At 65.9% G+C, this 16,363-nt stretch carries 12 protein-coding genes, 1 other RNA gene and 1 pseudogene; 7 read left to right on the top strand and 7 right to left on the bottom strand.

What is annotated here, in order from left to right; genetic code table 11:
- Positions 1 to 5: 5 nt before the first annotated feature.
- Positions 6 to 2,174, top strand: a complete 2,169-nt coding sequence (locus ACQY5K_RS03505; RefSeq protein ID WP_428120095.1) for a thioredoxin-like domain-containing protein — start codon at positions 6 to 8, stop codon at positions 2,172 to 2,174.
- Positions 2,175 to 2,275: 101 nt separating this feature from the next.
- Positions 2,276 to 3,742 (top strand): glycoside hydrolase family 3 protein, encoded by a 1,467-nt coding sequence (locus ACQY5K_RS03500; protein WP_428120094.1) that lies wholly within the window; start codon positions 2,276 to 2,278, stop codon positions 3,740 to 3,742.
- Between the two features lie 5 nt (positions 3,743 to 3,747).
- Here the strand turns inward: ACQY5K_RS03500 and ACQY5K_RS03495 are convergent, their stop codons facing one another.
- The 3 genes from ACQY5K_RS03495 to ACQY5K_RS03485 form a co-directional block, all read right to left on the bottom strand.
- Positions 3,748 to 4,626 carry an IS5 family transposase gene (locus ACQY5K_RS03495; protein ID WP_428120093.1) on the bottom strand — a complete coding sequence of 293 codons (879 nt, stop codon included), beginning with the start codon at positions 4,624 to 4,626 and terminating at the stop codon, positions 3,748 to 3,750.
- A 106-nt stretch (positions 4,627 to 4,732) separates the two neighbouring features.
- The gene (locus ACQY5K_RS03490) at positions 4,733 to 6,010 is read right to left on the bottom strand and encodes an extracellular solute-binding protein (protein ID WP_428120092.1); all 1,278 of its coding nucleotides are present in this window, start codon (positions 6,008 to 6,010) and stop codon (positions 4,733 to 4,735) included.
- On the bottom strand, positions 5,991 to 6,548 hold the full coding sequence (locus ACQY5K_RS03485) for a thiamine diphosphokinase (RefSeq protein WP_428120091.1): 558 nt from the start codon (positions 6,546 to 6,548) through the stop codon (positions 5,991 to 5,993). The genes ACQY5K_RS03490 and ACQY5K_RS03485 overlap by 20 nt, the downstream gene beginning before the upstream one ends.
- On the opposite strand from ACQY5K_RS03485, the gene ACQY5K_RS03480 reads away from it, so the two are divergent.
- From ACQY5K_RS03480 to ACQY5K_RS03465, 4 genes are read left to right on the top strand one after another with little or no spacing between them, the layout of a single operon-like run.
- Entirely contained in the window at positions 6,516 to 9,017 is a 2,502-nt protein-coding gene (locus ACQY5K_RS03480) for a transglycosylase domain-containing protein (protein WP_428120090.1), read from the top strand. The two genes, ACQY5K_RS03485 and ACQY5K_RS03480, sit on opposite strands and share 33 nt — an antisense overlap.
- 58 nt (positions 9,018 to 9,075) lie before the next feature.
- Positions 9,076 to 9,825, top strand: a complete 750-nt coding sequence (locus ACQY5K_RS03475) for a zinc ribbon domain-containing protein (RefSeq protein ID WP_428120089.1) — start codon at positions 9,076 to 9,078, stop codon at positions 9,823 to 9,825.
- A 24-nt stretch (positions 9,826 to 9,849) separates the two neighbouring features.
- Positions 9,850 to 10,374, top strand: coding sequence for a hypothetical protein (locus ACQY5K_RS03470; protein ID WP_428120088.1), 525 nt, complete (start codon positions 9,850 to 9,852; stop codon positions 10,372 to 10,374).
- A complete protein-coding gene (locus ACQY5K_RS03465) occupies positions 10,368 to 10,967 on the top strand; it encodes a histidine phosphatase family protein (RefSeq protein WP_428120087.1) in 600 nt (199 codons plus the stop codon). Before ACQY5K_RS03470 ends, ACQY5K_RS03465 begins: the two co-directional genes overlap by 7 nt.
- Before the next feature lie 64 nt (positions 10,968 to 11,031).
- On the opposite strand, the gene rnpB is transcribed toward ACQY5K_RS03465, so the two are convergent.
- Both rnpB and ACQY5K_RS03455 read right to left on the bottom strand, forming a co-directional pair.
- Positions 11,032 to 11,398: RNase P RNA component class A (gene rnpB, locus ACQY5K_RS03460), an RNA gene on the bottom strand.
- A 51-nt stretch (positions 11,399 to 11,449) separates the two neighbouring features.
- Positions 11,450 to 11,896 (bottom strand): hypothetical protein, encoded by a 447-nt coding sequence (locus ACQY5K_RS03455; protein ID WP_428120085.1) that lies wholly within the window; start codon positions 11,894 to 11,896, stop codon positions 11,450 to 11,452.
- A gap of 210 nt (positions 11,897 to 12,106) precedes the next feature.
- Between ACQY5K_RS03455 and ACQY5K_RS03450 the strand changes: the two genes are divergently transcribed.
- Entirely contained in the window at positions 12,107 to 12,448 is a 342-nt protein-coding gene (locus ACQY5K_RS03450; RefSeq protein ID WP_419920913.1) for a WhiB family transcriptional regulator, read from the top strand.
- Positions 12,449 to 12,531: 83 nt separating this feature from the next.
- Here ACQY5K_RS03450 and ACQY5K_RS03445 read toward each other — a convergent pair.
- Positions 12,532 to 13,340 (bottom strand): annotated as a pseudogene (locus ACQY5K_RS03445) (transposase).
- 71 nt (positions 13,341 to 13,411) lie between these two features.
- Positions 13,412 to 16,321 carry an aminomethyl-transferring glycine dehydrogenase gene (gcvP, locus tag ACQY5K_RS03440; protein ID WP_428120082.1) on the bottom strand — a complete coding sequence of 970 codons (2,910 nt, stop codon included), beginning with the start codon at positions 16,319 to 16,321 and terminating at the stop codon, positions 13,412 to 13,414.
- Between the last annotated feature and the right edge of the window lie 42 nt (positions 16,322 to 16,363).

Here is a 16,363-nt window from a genome sequence, read left to right as displayed (position 1 = left end):
GCTCGATGCGGCGATCTGGGCCGCTCGCAGGCTGTGCGGTACTGGCGGCTGCTGCGTTGTTGGCTGTGTCGTGTACCGCTCAGTCCGCCGACGACGCAGATCCCGTTGCCAGCGATTCCACTGCAGCCCGCACCGACACCGGAGCCGGTGAGCCAGCGACAGACTCTGGGGGCGACGCCACACCCGACGACTCGTCGGTTGCGCCTACGCCGGTCTCATTGACGTTTGAAGGCACCGCCGCGGCGCCCGAGTTCCCCGCCGGCTACGACTGGTTCAACGTCAGCAGGCCGCTGTCGATGGCAGGCGACTTGCGCGGCAAGATTGTGCTGCTCGACTTCTGGACGCAGGGCTGCATCAACTGCATCCACATCATCCCCGACCTCCACCGGCTCGAGCAGGAGTACCCCGAAGAGTTGGTGGTGGTCGCGGTTCACTGGGCCAAGTTCGACAGCGAGCGCACCTCAGAAGCCGTCGAGGAGTCGGTGCGGCGCTACGGGCGGCTGCACCCCGTCGTGAACGACGAACAGGAGATTCTCCGGTCGGCGTACGGGGTGCGTGCTTGGCCCACGGTCGTCGTCATCGACCCCAACGGCAATGTCGTCGGGCCGTACGCCGGGGAGGGGGTATACGCCGTGTTGGAGCCGGCGATTGCCGTCATGGCGGAGGAATTCGGGCTCAACGGGCTCATTGACCCGACTCCGCTCGGCGATCTGCTGGCTGTCGCTCCCGCATTGCCGACGGTGCTCAGCTTCCCCGGCAAGGTGCTGGCCGACGAACCCGGAAATCGATTGTTCATCTCGGACACCGGTCGCCATCGCATCCTGGTGGCGACCCTCGACGGCGAACTCATTGACGTGATCGGCACGGGAGCTGAGGGCGTCCGCGACGGGGCATTCGACGAGGCAGAGTTCCGAAGACCGCAAGGGATGGCGCTGTCCGCCGACGGAAACACGCTCTACGTCGCCGACCGCGAGAATCACCTCATCCGGGCAGTCAATGTGGACGCGGGCGAGGTCAGCACGATCGCAGGAACAGGTGAGCCGGTCACCCAATTCCGGCCTGGTCCAGCCGCTGACGTCGCGATCGCGTCGCCCTGGGACCTGAACATCGACGGCGATCTGCTGTTCATCGCCGGCGCTGGACGCCACCAGCTGTGGGTGCTGAACCTGTCGAGCGGGAACATTGAGGTGTTCGCCGGAACGGGAGCTGAAGGGCTCGACGACGGTCATCGTTTGGCGACGACACTGTCGCAGCCGTCCGGGCTGGCCAGCGACGGCTCGCTGTTGTACTTCACCGACCCCGAAGCGAGTGCGGTGCGGCAGGTCTCGCTCGGGCTCGATGGCCAGCTCACGACCTTGGTCGGCAAGCACCTGTTTGTCTGGGGTGACACGACCGGGACGTTCTCCGACACCCTGCTGCAGCACGCCATCGGAATCGAATACGTCCCGAGTGGGAACCCAGATGGCGCTGCCGGCTCGGGGCGCCTGTTCATCGCTGATACGTACAACCATCGGATCAAGGCGCTCGACTTGGACACGATGATCTCTGCCGTCGTGGCAGGTGACGGGATTGCCGGGTTGCAAGACGGGCTCGGCGAAGCGGCACGGCTGGCCGAGCCCAGCGGACTCAGCGCCACATCGACGACGCTGTACGTGGCCGACACGAACAATCACCGCATCCGGATACTGGATCTCTCAACAGGCGAGCTCGGCACGCTGGCGCTCTCGAATCTGGAGATCGCGGCGGTGCGGGCCACTGGGATTATCGACGACGAGGTGGTGCTGCTGCCGCAGCGTGTCGCGCCGGGCCCCATTGAGATCGTGCTCGACCTCGAGCTTCCTGACGATTACAAGTTCAATGCCGAGGGCCAATTCACGTTCGACTGGTCAGCCGGCGATGCGGTGATTACCGCAGTCGATTCGGCCCACTACGAGGCCCGCGGACCTCAGATGCCGGTGCGACTTGGCGCGCAAGCCCACGCGGGAACAAGCTCGGGCGTGCTCACCGCGACTGCGACGGTGTTCTATTGCCCCGCGGTCGACGAGGTGTTCTGTCTGGTCCGAGACGTGAACTTCACCGCACCCTTTGAAATCGATCCAGCAGGCGCCAACCACATCGAGCTGCCGCACCGGTTGCTGTCTGCGGAGGAGTTGGACGAACGTCTGGCCTCGTGATGACGTCGCCGCGCCACAGCGGTGTCCCAGCGCCGCCCGGGCGCCCACGGTCGCGGCACCGCCGACGTGCATCACTGGGAGTCGCCGCACTGGCGGCGTGTGTGAGCTGGCTGCTGCCGATTGCCGGCGCCGCGGCGCAGAGCGCGGACGACGAAGCGCCCGAGGGCAACGGCGGACTCACGCTGGTGACCGTTGTGCCACAGCTCGAAGACGACGACGTGGTCGCAGTTCTGCGTGGTCCTGGTGGCGTTGGCTACTGGGTGATCAGCGCCGACGGCACTATCGATCCCGTCGGGACAACGATCCTGCCGATTCAAGGGGATCCGCCTGAGATAGCCGGGCCCGTGGTGGGTGCCCGATTGGGCGCTCCGGGCGCTTTGGGCGTGTGGCTGCGTCTCGCCGACAACAGCGAGGTGGCAATCGGCGATCCCGGCCCCACCGTGCTCACTGGGGAAGAACGACCGCTGGGCTGGCTGTCTGGGGTTGGCGTCCGACAGCTGCTGTCGGGTGCGTGGTGGACTGACGTCGACCGCGGATGCACCGCAGAACTGTCGCTTCCCGTGCGCATTGGTCAGACGATCATGACTGCGCTCGGCGAGCGGTCGCTCGGGTTCGCTGTGGAGGAGGCCCGGGATCGCCGCATCGGCGGCATCCTGCTGCAGGGGCCTGTCACCGAGCACGTCTGGCGCCGTATCGACGAACTGCAGGACTTCGCGGGGCGGATCCCGCTGATCTTCGCCGTGGACGAGGAAGGTGGCCGGGTCCAGCGGCTTGCCGCGGTGATCGGCCGGCTGCCTTCGGCTGAGGCCCAAGCGGCGCGCCCACCAGGCGACGTGGCCGAGCAGGCCGAACGTCACGGCCGTGCAATGGCCGAACTGGGCTTCACCATGAACTTCGCCCCGGTGGTGGACGTCGGCGCAGGCGAAGGCATCGGGGACCGTTCGTTCAGCAACGATCCCGCCACCGTCACGGCATACGGGATGGCGACGGTGTCGGGCTTGAGTGCCGGGGGAGTGGTCCCGGTGGTGAAGCACTTCCCGGGCCACGGCGGTGCAACCGCCGACACGCATGAGGGGATGGCCACAACGGCACCGCTCGCTGCTTTGCGCGAGCGTGATCTGATTCCATTCGCCGCGGTTGTCGGGTCCAGCGATGCCGCCGTGATGGTCGGACATCTGAACGTCCCGGGGCTCACGGGAGGTCTGCCGGCTTCACTCTCATCTGAAGCGATCGACGGTCTGCTGCGTGACGAGTTGGGCCACAGCGGTCTCGTCGTCACTGACTCGCTGATCATGGGAGCCATACGTGAGAGGTGGTCAGTGAGCGAAGCAGCGTTGCTGGCCGTCACCGCAGGTGCGGATCTCGCACTTGTCGGCGGTCTCGAGGACGCTGCAGCCGCGTTCAGCGAGATCGAGTTCGCAGTGGCAGAGGGACGGCTGGGCCTGGGCCGCCTGGACGACGCCGCAACCAATGTTCTGCGAGCCAAGGGTGTGTTCGCATGCTCCTTGGTGGGCCGCGACGGCCTCGGGCGAGAAGCTCTCTACGACCCCACGCTGGTCGGGCGCTAAGAGCGTTAGCGGATTGGGCGGTTGTGGGGTTGCCAGCGGTTGCGGTGGTCGATGAGTTTGATGGTGATGATCAAGGCGACGGCGAGGGCGAGTTGGGCGAGGCGGTGCTCGGGTTTGCGGTCGGTGTTTCGTCGCAGCTGGCCGTAGTTGGACAGCCATGAGTTGGTTCGCTCGACGCGCCAGCGCAGCCCCAGCGGCGCTGTGACCGGTTCGGCGGGGCCGTCGTTGCCGGGTCTGCGTTTGGGGGGCCGCACCAGATCGCAGATGCCCGCCGCGGCGGCTGACCGGTCGACGCGGGCGCCCCAGTAGCCGCGGTCGAGGTGCAAGGTCTCGGTGTCGTGATGGAGCCCCCGCCGTTCGATCTCGGCCACGGTCGGGTCGAACAGCATGATGTCGTTGCGGTTCGCGCCCGCGGCGGCCCACCCGACCGGGATCCCCGCCCCGTCGATCGCGATCGACCACTTCCAGCCGAGTTTTCGCCTGTCCACGGGGCTTTTGCCGGTCCCTTCCCCACCGCAGGGAGCTTTGTGGGTGGACCCGTCGATGCACACGTCATCGAGGTCGAGACCCACGATCCGGTCATAGGCGGCGATCGCTTCGGCCGCGATCCGCTCGAACACGCCCGCAGCGACCCACTCGTCGCGGCGCGACCGCAGCGTCGTGTCCGACACCTGCCATCCCAGCAGCGCCTCCGCGCACTGCCACGAGCAGCCCGTGGCCAGCCGCACCAGGATCCCCCAAAAGCACAGCCGGTCCGATATCCGGGGCCGATGCCCCCTGCCAAGGTCACGAACCGGCCGCACCGGCAGCATCGGCTCCACCGCCGCCCAGATCACATCCACCACCTCAGGCTCCAAAGCGCGCATGATGAAACCGGCCTCCACGGGTTGTCTTGTTCGGACAACCCGACCAATACACCGGGGAACCAGCCAACCCGTGGATGGCCAATCCGCGCGGCCTCTAAGGCACCGAACTGGCCGCAGCCAGCAGTCAGCTCGACGGCAGCGTCACGGTGACCTCTGGTTCAGGCGGCGGCGGGCCGGTCGCGAAGTTGCGCACGACTTGGCTCCAGGTCAGCTGCCATTGCTTCCAGTTGGCGCCGACGTAGGCCGGATCCGGCCGGTATGGCACGACATCGGCCCCGAAGGAATTCCATTCGGGGCTGGCGACGATGTCGTTGCGCGCCGGTCGCGAACCGAAGCGGTCAGCGATGCCGAATTGGAACAGCGGCTGGCCGACAGCGTCGATGAAGCGGCCTCCGAGCGACTGGTTCTGTGCACCGGCCACGACGCCGGCGTAGAAGGCAATGCGAACGCAGTCATTTGGCGCGACGCCGACGTCGAGCGATTCGGGCAAGCCTGGTTGGTATTGGGCGTACACCGACGGCATGCCCGCAGTGCCCCAGGTCATCGGCATGCGGCCCGCCAGCGATTCGAGCGTCACCGGATCGGGATCGCCCTCGCTGATCGGCCGCTGCGGAGGGGGTCCTCCGCCGGCAAACCGCTCGAACACCGCGTGTTCCCAGGTCGGCGCAAGCTCAACGCCCCATCGAAGCATCTCATCGAGCACCTGCGGCCAGGGTGTGCCCTCGGCAATCCGGGAAGGGTGGAGCCGCTCAAGGGTCACGAGGAAATACATGCCCATCCGGCTCGACGCAGGGTCCGCGACGACCACGGTTCCTGAATGGGCCGGATCTACCAAATCATCGATGCCTTGCGGCAATGGCGGAGGCATGGTCGCGGCTTCGGGAAGCTCATCGATGCGTCGTTGTGGAACCACGTAGAACGATGGCAGATAGATGAGGCACGCATCGATGTAACTGACGGGCGTCATTGAGTGATCGTCCGTGGCCAGACCTTCGACGAGCGGCCCAGGCGCGAGCGGGACGTACGGTTCGACCAGCCCACTGTCGATGACGTGCTGCAGATCGAGCGTGTCGACACCGATGACCACATCGGCGACGGGATGAGCCCGGCTGCGCTCCATTAAGTCGATCACGTCGCCGGGTGTGTCCTCGCGGAACACCACAACTTCGATGCCGGTGCTCTCGGTGAAGGCTTCCATCGCGACGGCGGGCAGGTGGAAGTCGCGATGAGTCAGGATCCGTACGGCTGCGGTGCCACGGTCCGCAGTACCGCAGGCTGCCAGCACGACGGCGCCGACCGCAGCGATGCCCGCAGCAATGACTGCCAGCCGCGCTGCTGGCTTGGAACGCCGAACAACACCGTCGCCGCCCCGAGCGGCAGACTCAGCCAAGCGAGTCGCCATGAGTCTGAATGGCCAGGATGCTGCCCGCACAGATCACGAGACCCGCCGTTGGGCCAGTGAGCTCGTTGCTGAGCCCGAGCGTCGCGGCGCTCCGAAGCGAAACCGTCGGCGTCAAGTTCCAGCGGAGCCCGGTCGTCAGCAACCTCGCGCTCCCCCCAATCGCCAGCAGGGTCAACAGGTTGCCGTCGGTCACGTCGAGCGGCAATTCCATCCCCACGGTCGCTGTGCGCACGACGCTGTCGCCGACGTAGGCGGTGATCGGCAGGGCGGCATAGCGCGGGCGACCCAGCATCGAGATCCCACTCAAGAGATGGTCGAGACGCCCTCCGCCTCCGCTGACGATCGCTATCGACATCGGGTCGAGCCCCCACGCAAAGCTCAGCGCCAGATCGAGGTCGCTCTGGGCTTTGTCGGCGGGATGCCGGCGGATGATGACATCGGGCCACTGCCGGCGACAACGTGCGAGCACAACCGAGCTCACAGAGTCGAAGTCGCCTACTGCGGCATGAGGACGCAAGCCGAGCCGAAGCGCGTGCACCAAGCCTCGATCAACCGCTATCACGCACGTCGGCTCATCTGGCGGAATCCGGCGTGGGGCGTGCGGCGCGCCGTCCACGATCCACACGCGCGTCGCGTCGAGCGTCGCTTCTTCATTGGTTCGGCTGCCCGCACCTCGGTGGGTCATGGCACCAGTGTGATGGCCCGAGGCCAGCAGGCGTCGCGCAAGCAGCCCCCGAGCGGACCGGTACCTTGCAGTTTATCTGTGGATTTCGCCCGCCGAATCGCCCGACTGCCTCTGCTCGTGTTGATGATCGGCGTCTGTGCAGCGCTGGTAACGGTCGCCGCTCATGCGTCGGCTCCGCACGTTGCCGGCACGCTTGAGGCCGTCGAACGCGATCGGGACCACATCCTCATCGACCTGCGCCCCGGGGCGCAGCGCACTCAGGTATTCGACTCGGCGGGCAATCCCATCGGGATCCTGGTGAACGAGGTCGACCGCGAGATCATCACGATCGACGAGGTCCCTGACGATGTCCTTGAGACAATCATCGCAGTCGAGGACAGCAAGTTCTGGCTGCACAACGGTGTGGACTTTCGTGCCACCGCGCGGGCGCTGGTCTCGAACGTCTCTGTCGGCGGGATCGCGTCGGGAGGCTCCACGATCACGCAACAGATCGTCAAACTGCGCGTGGTCGGCAGCGAGCGGAGCTTTAATCGAAAGATTCGTGAAGCGGTCATCGCTGCCCGTTTAGAGGAAGATTTCACGAAGGAGGAAATCCTCGAGTTCTATGTGAACGAGGTGTATCTGGGGAACGGTGCCTACGGTCTGCAGGCCGCTGCGGAGACGTATTTCGGCAAGGACGTGGGTGCCCTCGACGTCGGTGATACCGCCTTCCTTGCGAGCCTCATTCGCAGTCCGGGCTTGTTTGACGGCTTCGATCAGAACATCGAGACCATGAACCGGCGACGCAGCCAGTCGTTACAGCAGGCTGTCGACGCAGGGATCATCACCGAGGCTCAGCAGTCTGCGTTTGAACAACGTCCGTTGCCGAGCCGGAATCTCTCGCCGCGTCGTACCGATCTCGCGCTTCGCCGTGACTACTTCTTGGTCGAAGTCCGGCGGGCGCTGTTGGCAAACCCGGCACTCGGTGACACGTATCAGGCTCGTTTCAGTCAGGTCTTCGGCGGCGGCCTGCGTGTCTGGACGACGTTGCGCCCCGATCTGCAGTCGTCCATGAGAGCCGCTGTCGACGAGGTGCTGCCCGAGGGCACCGGCGAATTCGAAGTGTCGATCGTCAGCGTCGATCCCACCACGGGGGCAGTGCTGTCGTTCATCGGCGGACCGGCATTCAGCGACTCCGAGTTCAATCTCGCGACGCAGGGTCGCCGCCAGCCGGGTTCGTCGTTCAAGACGTACGTTCTCGCAACGGCCATCGAGCGGGCGTCGTTCTTCCCGTTCGACACTCTCAGCGGGCAGGGGCCGTGCACCTTCCCGAACCCCCCGCTTCCCGACTACAAGGTCGCCAACTTCGCCAACAGTGCTGGCCGAGTCGCCACAATCGAAGATCAGACGCTGGCGAGCTCCAACTGTGCATTCGTGCGGCTCGGCCTGATCACCGGCCTTGACGAGGTCGTCGGGATGACAGATCGATTGATCGGTCGCACCGATCAAGACGGATTCAAACCGTTTCCGTCCATATCACTGGGAGCCCAAGAGGTCACGCCGCTCGAGCATGCCGTTGGCTACGGCACTTTCGCCAATCGTGGTGTGCGCATGGAGCCGTACTACGTCACTCGGATCGAGAACAACTTCGGCGAGGTGCTCTACGAACACGTCCCGCACGGGCGCCGCGTGGTATCGCCGCAGACCGCGGACTGGGTGACGTCGGTGCTCCAAGCGAACGTGGAGTCAGGCACGGGAACCCGGGCTCAACTGGCCGGCGGGCAGGTTGCAGCCGGCAAGACCGGCACGACGCAATCGTTTCACGACGCATGGTTCGTGGGCTTCACACCGCACATGGCAACCGCTGTGTGGATGGGGCATCCCGATGAGCAGGTGCCGATGACTGACATCCAGGGACGGAGCGGCACCGGCGGCTGGGTGCCCGCCCGCATCTGGTCAGCGTTCATGCACCGTGCGCTCCGAGGCGCCGAACTGCGCGACTTCCCCTCTCAGCCACCCCCACCGCGTGCACCGCAGTACCTGTTCTTGTCGGGGGACACCTGCTCGATCGGGGTCGCCGTGTCGCCGAACGAGCCGCCGCTGGAATTTGACCTGCCGTGCAGCATGGTGCGACCGACCGCCGACAACGAATTCGAACCGCTGCCGGATGCACTGTGCAAAGTTGCGATATCGGCAGTCAGCGGGGAGTCCCGCTTCGAGTGGATCCGTTGCACCGAGGTCCGCGCCGAGCTTGAGGCGCGCGCGCCTGAACCCGTGGGGGATACTTCGGGACAAGCTGACTCCGATCCGGACGAGGCCTTATCCGAAGAGGACGACGCCTGATGGCACCCGACGCTTTCTCGTCCCCCGCACGACGATGACGCCAGAACTTCATGAGCCGGTGACCGATGCAACAACGCCGCTGGGCGCCTCAGCCAGCCGGCTCGAGGTCCTCGCCTCGATCCAGGACCTCGACATACGTCTCAGCCAGATTGTGCACCGCATCGAGCACCTGCCGGAACGCCAGATACTCGATGATGTCGTGCGGGAGATGGCTGCGGTGGTCCGCAGAGGGCGCGAGCTCGATGCCGAGATAACCGCCTTGGAGCGCAAGCAGCGTGCACACGAAGACGAAGTTGCGCTCGTCGAAGCCCGACGCTCCCACAATTCACAACGCCTGTATGACAGCCATCTGACGTCACCGAAGGAAGCGGAAGCCCTCACGGCAGAGGCAGCGGCGCTCGAACGCCGGCAGATCCAGATCGAGGACGTGATCCTGGAGCTGATGGAACAGATCGAGCCGCTCTCGGAATCCCGCACAGAGCTCGCCGAGCGCGCCGAGGATGCAGCCCGTCGGCACGACGACACCGAGACCCGCATCGCGCAGGCCATATCGCACGCCGCCGAAGAACGCGACGAAGTGCTGGGCGCGCGAGCTGAGCTGGTCGCTTCGGTCCCCGCAGAACTGATCGCGCTGTACGACGAGCGCCGCATCGCAGCCCGGGGAGAGCTGGCGGTCGGTCGGCTGGTCGGGCTGACCTGCAGCGCATGCCATCTGGAGATCCCGGCCGTGGACCGCGACCGTATCTCCCGTCTCGACAGAGACGAAGTTGTCGACTGCCCGCAGTGCGGTGCCCTGCTCGTTCGCTGACGCGATGTTTCTGCGAGCAATCTGATGGTGCTGTGGTTTGTCGGAACATCGCTGCTTGCGATGCGCTGGTTTTTCGGTGACTCTGCAATCGATCATCGGCTGGTTGTTGCAGGCGCACTCGCGCCGGACGTGGTCTATCTCCTCAGCGGGGGCGCACCCGTGGTGCATTCGCTGTTGGGGCCTGTGTGCATCCTCATCGCCGTGATGGCGATCACGATCGGTCGGCGACATGCGCGGCGCCGATGGCTGGCAGTGCCGATCGGGGTGTTCTGGCATCAAGTATTCGATGGTGCCTGGACACAACCGGCACTGTTGTGGTGGCCCTTCGCCGGCAGCGCGTCCGATACGGGGCTGCCGCTGTTGGTACGACCGCTGTGGGCAATTGCGGTGCTCGAGCTCGTGGGACTTGCTGGCTGCTGGTGGATATGGCGAACGTCCGGCCTCGCGCGCGATGCTGCGGCACGAGCCGAGTTCTGGCGAACGGGAAGGATCGACCGGGTCGTCAATCGCGGTCCGCGTCGTGCAGATCCGGGGAATTCGAGATGCTGATACTGGCTCGGCACGGCCGCACGCAGGCCAACGCGTCGCATCTGTTGCAGGGACGCAGTGACAACCGGCTCGACGAGGTCGGGGAGCGGCAGGCAGCGGACATCGCCGCAGCACTTGCGCAGTTGGACGGCGGCCTCGACCGCATCATCTCCTCGCCGCTGCCGCGCGCGATGCAAACGGCCGCCGCGTCAGCCGAGCTTGTGGGTATCGAGGTGATGATCGACGAGCGATGGTCAGAGCTCGACTACGGCGAGTGGGAGGCGAGGCCGATCTCGGAGGTCGGCGCCGAGGCGTGGCGTCATTGGCGAAGTGATGCAAGCTTCGCGCCGCCGGGCGGAGAGTCGTTGGCCGAGCTGAACATCCGGGTCGCGCAGGCCTGTGAAGCGGCCGCAGCCGAGGCTTCGGAGATGAACATCGCCGTGTTCACGCATGTGTCGCCCATCAAGGCTGCGGTGCGATGGGTGCTCGATGTCGACGATGAGATCTCCTGGCACCTGCACGTCGCCCAGGCTCAGATCACCAAGATCGAGGTCCGAGGCGAGCGAGTGATGTTGAGCGCGTTCAACGATGTCTCGCATCTCGGCAGCGTTTGACATAGGTGCCTGAGCCTGGGCATCTGAGCTTGGGCGCCCCGAATCGGAACCCTATGTCTGCGGTGCGGTGAGTCGGCCTGTAGGCGGGATTCTGTCCGTCGACTGACGTCGGCGGGGTGGCCATCCATCTCAGCGGCCGACCCGGGATCATCGAACGGGCCGTCCGATCCCTGCTTGGCCTTGCTCCGGGAGGGGTTTGCCGATCCGTCGAGGTCGCCCCCGACGATGGTGCGCTCTTACCGCACCGTTTCACCCTTGCCTGTGGCCGGGCACAAGGCCCAGCCCATCGGCGGTCTGCTCTCTGTTGCACTTTCCGTCGCCTCGCGGCGCCTGGTTGCGAGCCAGCTTCCTGCCCTGTGGAGTCCCGACCTTCCTCGACCCGACACCCCGCTTGTGGCGGAGTCGCGGGCCGCGGCCACCCGGCCGACTCACCGCGTCCCTGAGGGTACTGCCGAGTCCACGCTGGCAGTACTCAGTTGTCCTCAAAGGCCGAGCGAGGTGTCGGGGCGCTCGGTTGGATCCAGCAATGACTGCCGACGCCGCCCCAGCCGAATGCCGACGAGACCCCCGAGCGTCGCGAGCGATACAGACAGCGCCATGACGAGCGGAAGGCCCAACGGAGCGACGGCCTCTCCAGCACCGAAGCGGCGGATGAGCTGCACGATGACCGCCAGAACCATGACTGGACCCGACGTCAATGTGGCCGCCAGCAGCGGGTTCTGTCGCGATTTGGCTGCGGCGATGGCGCCACCCGCCATCAGACCCGCGAACAGCAGACCATTGACGATGTAGGCCCCTTTGGTCTGCTCGTCGATCAGGCTGCCCGCGACGACGCCGATTCCGACTGCTGCAGCAAGTGACACGAGTGCACCGGAAACAATGGCTCTCCGCTCGACAGAACGACCGAACACATACAGGAGACTCTTCATCTGTCAACCGTCCCGAGCGCATGACAGAGCGATTTTCTCGGCCATTGTGCGAGTTTGGCCGATGATGTGACACTGCGACAGCCCCAGATCCGCCACTGCCGCCGATCAATCGTCATGAGTTGTTCGGGTGACAAACGAATGTTCGGCATATTTGCTGAACGCTCAATAAGGTCTTGACAACGCGGGCGACATGCGCAAGATTGCGCGGAGATGCCAATCATCACTGCACCAACACCGTTGCGCGGCGTGGCGGCTCCTCACGTCGATCTTGTCGGCAGCCTCCTCGACTGGCAGCGGCATGCCGCCTGCAAGGGTCTCGAGGCGGCCATCTTCTATCCGTCTGAGGATGACGAAGCGGCTTTCGAGGCAAAGTCGGTCTGCGCGGCGTGCGCTGTGTCGGGCGATTGCCTGGAGTACGCGATCACGGTGCGGGAGAAGGAGGGCGTCTGGGGTGGACAGACGGCCGCAGAACGCGTACGAATCATTCGCCGCCGACGCCGCGCCGCTGCACGCGCCCGCAGCGCTCAGGCCGCCGCCGCCGCTACGAATTGAGCCGCAAGCGCCACGACTATTGCGGACAAAGACACATGAGGCGCGTCGCTAGTGCTGTGTCCGTAAACGTTTGCGCGCTTTGGTCATGCGGCTGCTTTGGTGGGTCTGCCCCAGCGGTGTTGTTTTTCGGCGCGGGTTCTGGCTCGTTCGCGTCGTTGGGCTGCGAGCAGTTCGGGTGAGCGTTTGTTGGCGTTGCGCCAGCGCAGGCAGGCGTGCAGCGCGCGGGTGAGCACGGTGTGGTCGGGGTGGTCGGAGTTGTTGAGCACGAACTCGCGCAGCGGCCCGAAGTGCGCTTCGATGGGGTTCGCCCATGAGCTGTAGGTCGGTGTGAAGCACAGCTCGACGTTGTTGCGCTTGGCCCATCTGGCGATGTCGGTGCGGTTGTGGGCGGACAGGTCGTCCAGGATCACATAGACCCAGCCGCCGTCAGGGCGCCGGGCGCGGATGGTTCGGAGAGGATCCCGTGCAACCGCTGCCGACCGACGCGCACCACCCGGGTCGGGTTGTCCGCCAGACACGCCGCCAGCTTGCGGACGCTGCACCGCGTGAACGGCTGGCCCAGCTTCTTTGGGCGGGTGCGGGCCGTCTCCACGATGAACGCATCATCGCCAGTCGTGATACGGCGGGGACAGCCACCCGCCCACAAAGGGTCCAACAACGCCATCCCCGACTCGTCGAACCTGTGGACCATCTCGCGCACCCGATCAGGCGACGCCGCCGCCAACTGCGCGACCACCGCCACCGAGTTCCCGCCCGCCGACGCAAGGACCACCACCCCACACCGCCACCGCACATAAGACCCCGACGACTTGCCGGCACCGCGACGCACGAACCGCCGCAACGCCCGGCCTTGTTCACGGGCCAACCGACAGACCCGAACACACTCACTCATACCCCCGACCAAACCACAAACCACACCCCACCACGCCGACACCAACCCGACGAACGTTTACGGACACAGCACTAGTCGGTCTCGAAGGCGCGAGGGTCGGGGCAGGCGCACATGAGGTTGCGGTCCCCGTAGGCGCCGTCGACACGGCTGACCGGTGGCCAGTACTTGTCTGCGACCAGCGATGCCACGTTGGTGCCCGCCGGATAGACCGCCTCGGTGCGGGAATACGGATGGTCCCATTCGTCGGCCAGCACATCGATTGCCGTGTGCGGCGCATTCGCGAGCGGGTTGTCGTCGGCTGGCCATTCGCCCGAGGCGATCTTGTCAATCTCGGCCCGGATCGTCGCCATGGCGTCGCAGAACCGGTCGATCTCCGCCAGCGACTCGCTCTCGGTCGGTTCGATCATGAGCGTCCCGGCGACCGGGAACGACATGGTCGGGGCGTGGAAGCCGAAATCGATGAGCCGCTTGGCTACGTCATCGACGCTCGCCCACTCCGAGAACGGCCGCAGGTCCACGATGCACTCATGGGCGACCAGGCCGTAGCGGCCTTGGTACAGGATCGGGAAGTGCTCGCCAAGGCGGGACGCCAAGTAGTTGGCAGACAGGATCGCCGTCTGAGTGGCTCGGGTCAGTCCCTCGACTCCCATCATCGCGATGTACATCCAAGGGATCGGCAGGATGCCCGCCGATCCCCACGGGGCAGACGAGATCGCACCAAGACCGGTGTCAGGGCCGGCAGCTGGCTCCAAGGGATGATTCGGCAGGTACTTCGCCAAGTGCAGCCGGGCCGCGACCGGACCGATGCCTGGACCCCCGCCGCCGTGAGGAATGCAGAACGTCTTGTGCAGGTTCAGGTGGCTGACGTCGGCACCGAACGCGCCGGGTGCCGCCAAGCCGACGAGCGCGTTGAGGTTGGCGCCGTCGACATACACCTGCCCACCCGCTTCGTGCACCTTGAGGCAAACCTGCCGGATGCCGTCCTCGTACACGCCGTGCGTGGACGGGTAGGTGACCATGAAGGCTGCCAGCTGCTCGCCGTGCTCGACAATCTTGGCGTCGAGGTCTTCGAGATCCACGTCGCCGTCGTCGGTGCAGCCCACTACGACCACCCGCATGCCTGCCATCACCGCCGAGGCAGCGTTCGTGCCGTGCGCGGATGAGGGAATGAGGCACACGGTCCGGTGCGCATCGCCCCGGTCGTCGTGGTAGCGGCGGATTGCCAGCAGACCAGCCAGCTCGCCCTGCGAGCCTGCGTTGGGTTGCAGCGACACGGCGTCATAGCCGGTGATCTCAGCAAGCCACGCTTCGAGGTCGGCGATGAGCCGTCGGTAACCCGCCGACTGGTCTGCCGGCGCAAACGGGTGGATCTCCGCGAACTCCGGCCAGGTAACCGGGGTCATTTCGGCCGCGGCGTTCAGCTTCATGGTGCAGCTGCCCAGTGGGATCATCGAACGATCGAGGGCTACGTCGTAGGAGGCCAGACGCCGCAGGTAGCGCATCATCTCGGTTTCGGAGCGGTACGCGCCGAATGTGGGGTGTGTGAGGAACTCGGTCGTGCGCTTGAGCTCCGATGCAATGCCCGAGGGAGCCGTCGCTGCTGGTGCAGCGACGAACGCACCGCAGCGGGCTTCGGTCGCCCCAGCAACGCCGAACGCTGTGAGCACGTCAACCACCGTCGCGTCGTCGCAGGTCTCGTCGAGCGACACGCCCACCGTGTCGTCGTCGACGCGCCGAAGGTTGATGCCCGTGTCCGCGGCGGCGGCCAGCACCCGGTCGGCTCCGCCGGGGACTTCCACGGTCAGCGTGTCGAAGAACGATGTGGTGCGCACGTGCAGGCCGCTGCTGCGAAGGCCCGCAGCGAGCCCGGCAGTCAACCCGTGTACCCGCTCTGCGATAGCGACAAGACCTTCGGGGCCATGCCAGACGGCGTACATCGACGCCATGACGGCAAGCAGCACCTGTGCGGTGCAGATGTTGCTGGTGGCCTTCTCACGCCGGATGTGCTGCTCACGGGTCTGCAGCGCCAGCCGGTACGCGGGCCGGCCGGCGGCATCGCGCGAGACGCCGACGAGCCTCCCGGGCATGGAGCGCCGATGCTTCTCGCTGGTCGCAAGGAATGCCGCGTGCGGTCCGCCGAATCCCAGCGGAACGCCGAATCGCTGCGAGCTGCCCACGACGATGTCGGCGCCCTGCTCGCCGGGCGGCCGCAGCGCGCAGCACGCCAGCAGGTCGGCGGTGACCGTCGCAATGCCCCCCGTGCCGTGCAGGGCTTCAATCACAGGTTCAAGGTTGCGGACGGCACCGCTGGTGCCGGGATAGGACAGCAGTGCTCCGTAGACCTCCGTTGGTTGAAGGTCGGTGCCGGGATCTCCGATGCAGATGTCGATCCCGAGGGGCACGGCGCGCTTCGCAACCACATCAATCACCTGCGGGTGGCAATCGGCGTCGACGAAGAAGCGATCGGGTCCGCTGCGCGTTATCCGACGCGCCATAGCCATCGCCTCAGCGGCGGCGGTGCCTTCACACAGCAGCGACGAGTTCGCGATCTCCATGCCCATCAGGTCGCAGATCATCGTCTGGTAGTTCAGCAATGCCTCGAGCCGGCCTTGGGAGATCTCGGGCTGGTACGGCGTGTACGCGGTGTACCACGACGGATCCTCGAGTACGCCCCGCCGGATGACCGCTGGGGTGAGCGTGCCGTAGTAGCCGAGCCCGATGAGCGAGCGCGCCGGCGTGTTGGCTTCGGCCAGCTGCTTGATTGCCGCAAGTGCCTCGGTCTCGCTCATCGGCCGTTGCAGGCCGGCGAGCTCGAGCGGCTCGTCCAGCCGGATCTCGGCAGGGACCGCGGCATCGACGAGTTCTTCGAGCGAGCTGAACCCGAGACGCTTGAGCATGGCGCTGGTGTCATCGGGCCGCAGACCGATGTGCCGCGTTTCGAACTCCCCAGGTCCTGCGAGGTGCTCTTGGAAATCACTCATACGTGTCGCTCATGTCTTGGGTCACTCATGTCCTGGGACCAT

The sequence above is a fragment of the Candidatus Poriferisodalis sp. genome (assembly GCF_965262965.1).
GTDB lineage: Bacteria > Actinomycetota > Acidimicrobiia > Acidimicrobiales > Poriferisodalaceae > Poriferisodalis.
Note: the sequence above shows the minus strand (reverse complement) of the source record. Positions and strands in the feature narration are given on the sequence as shown.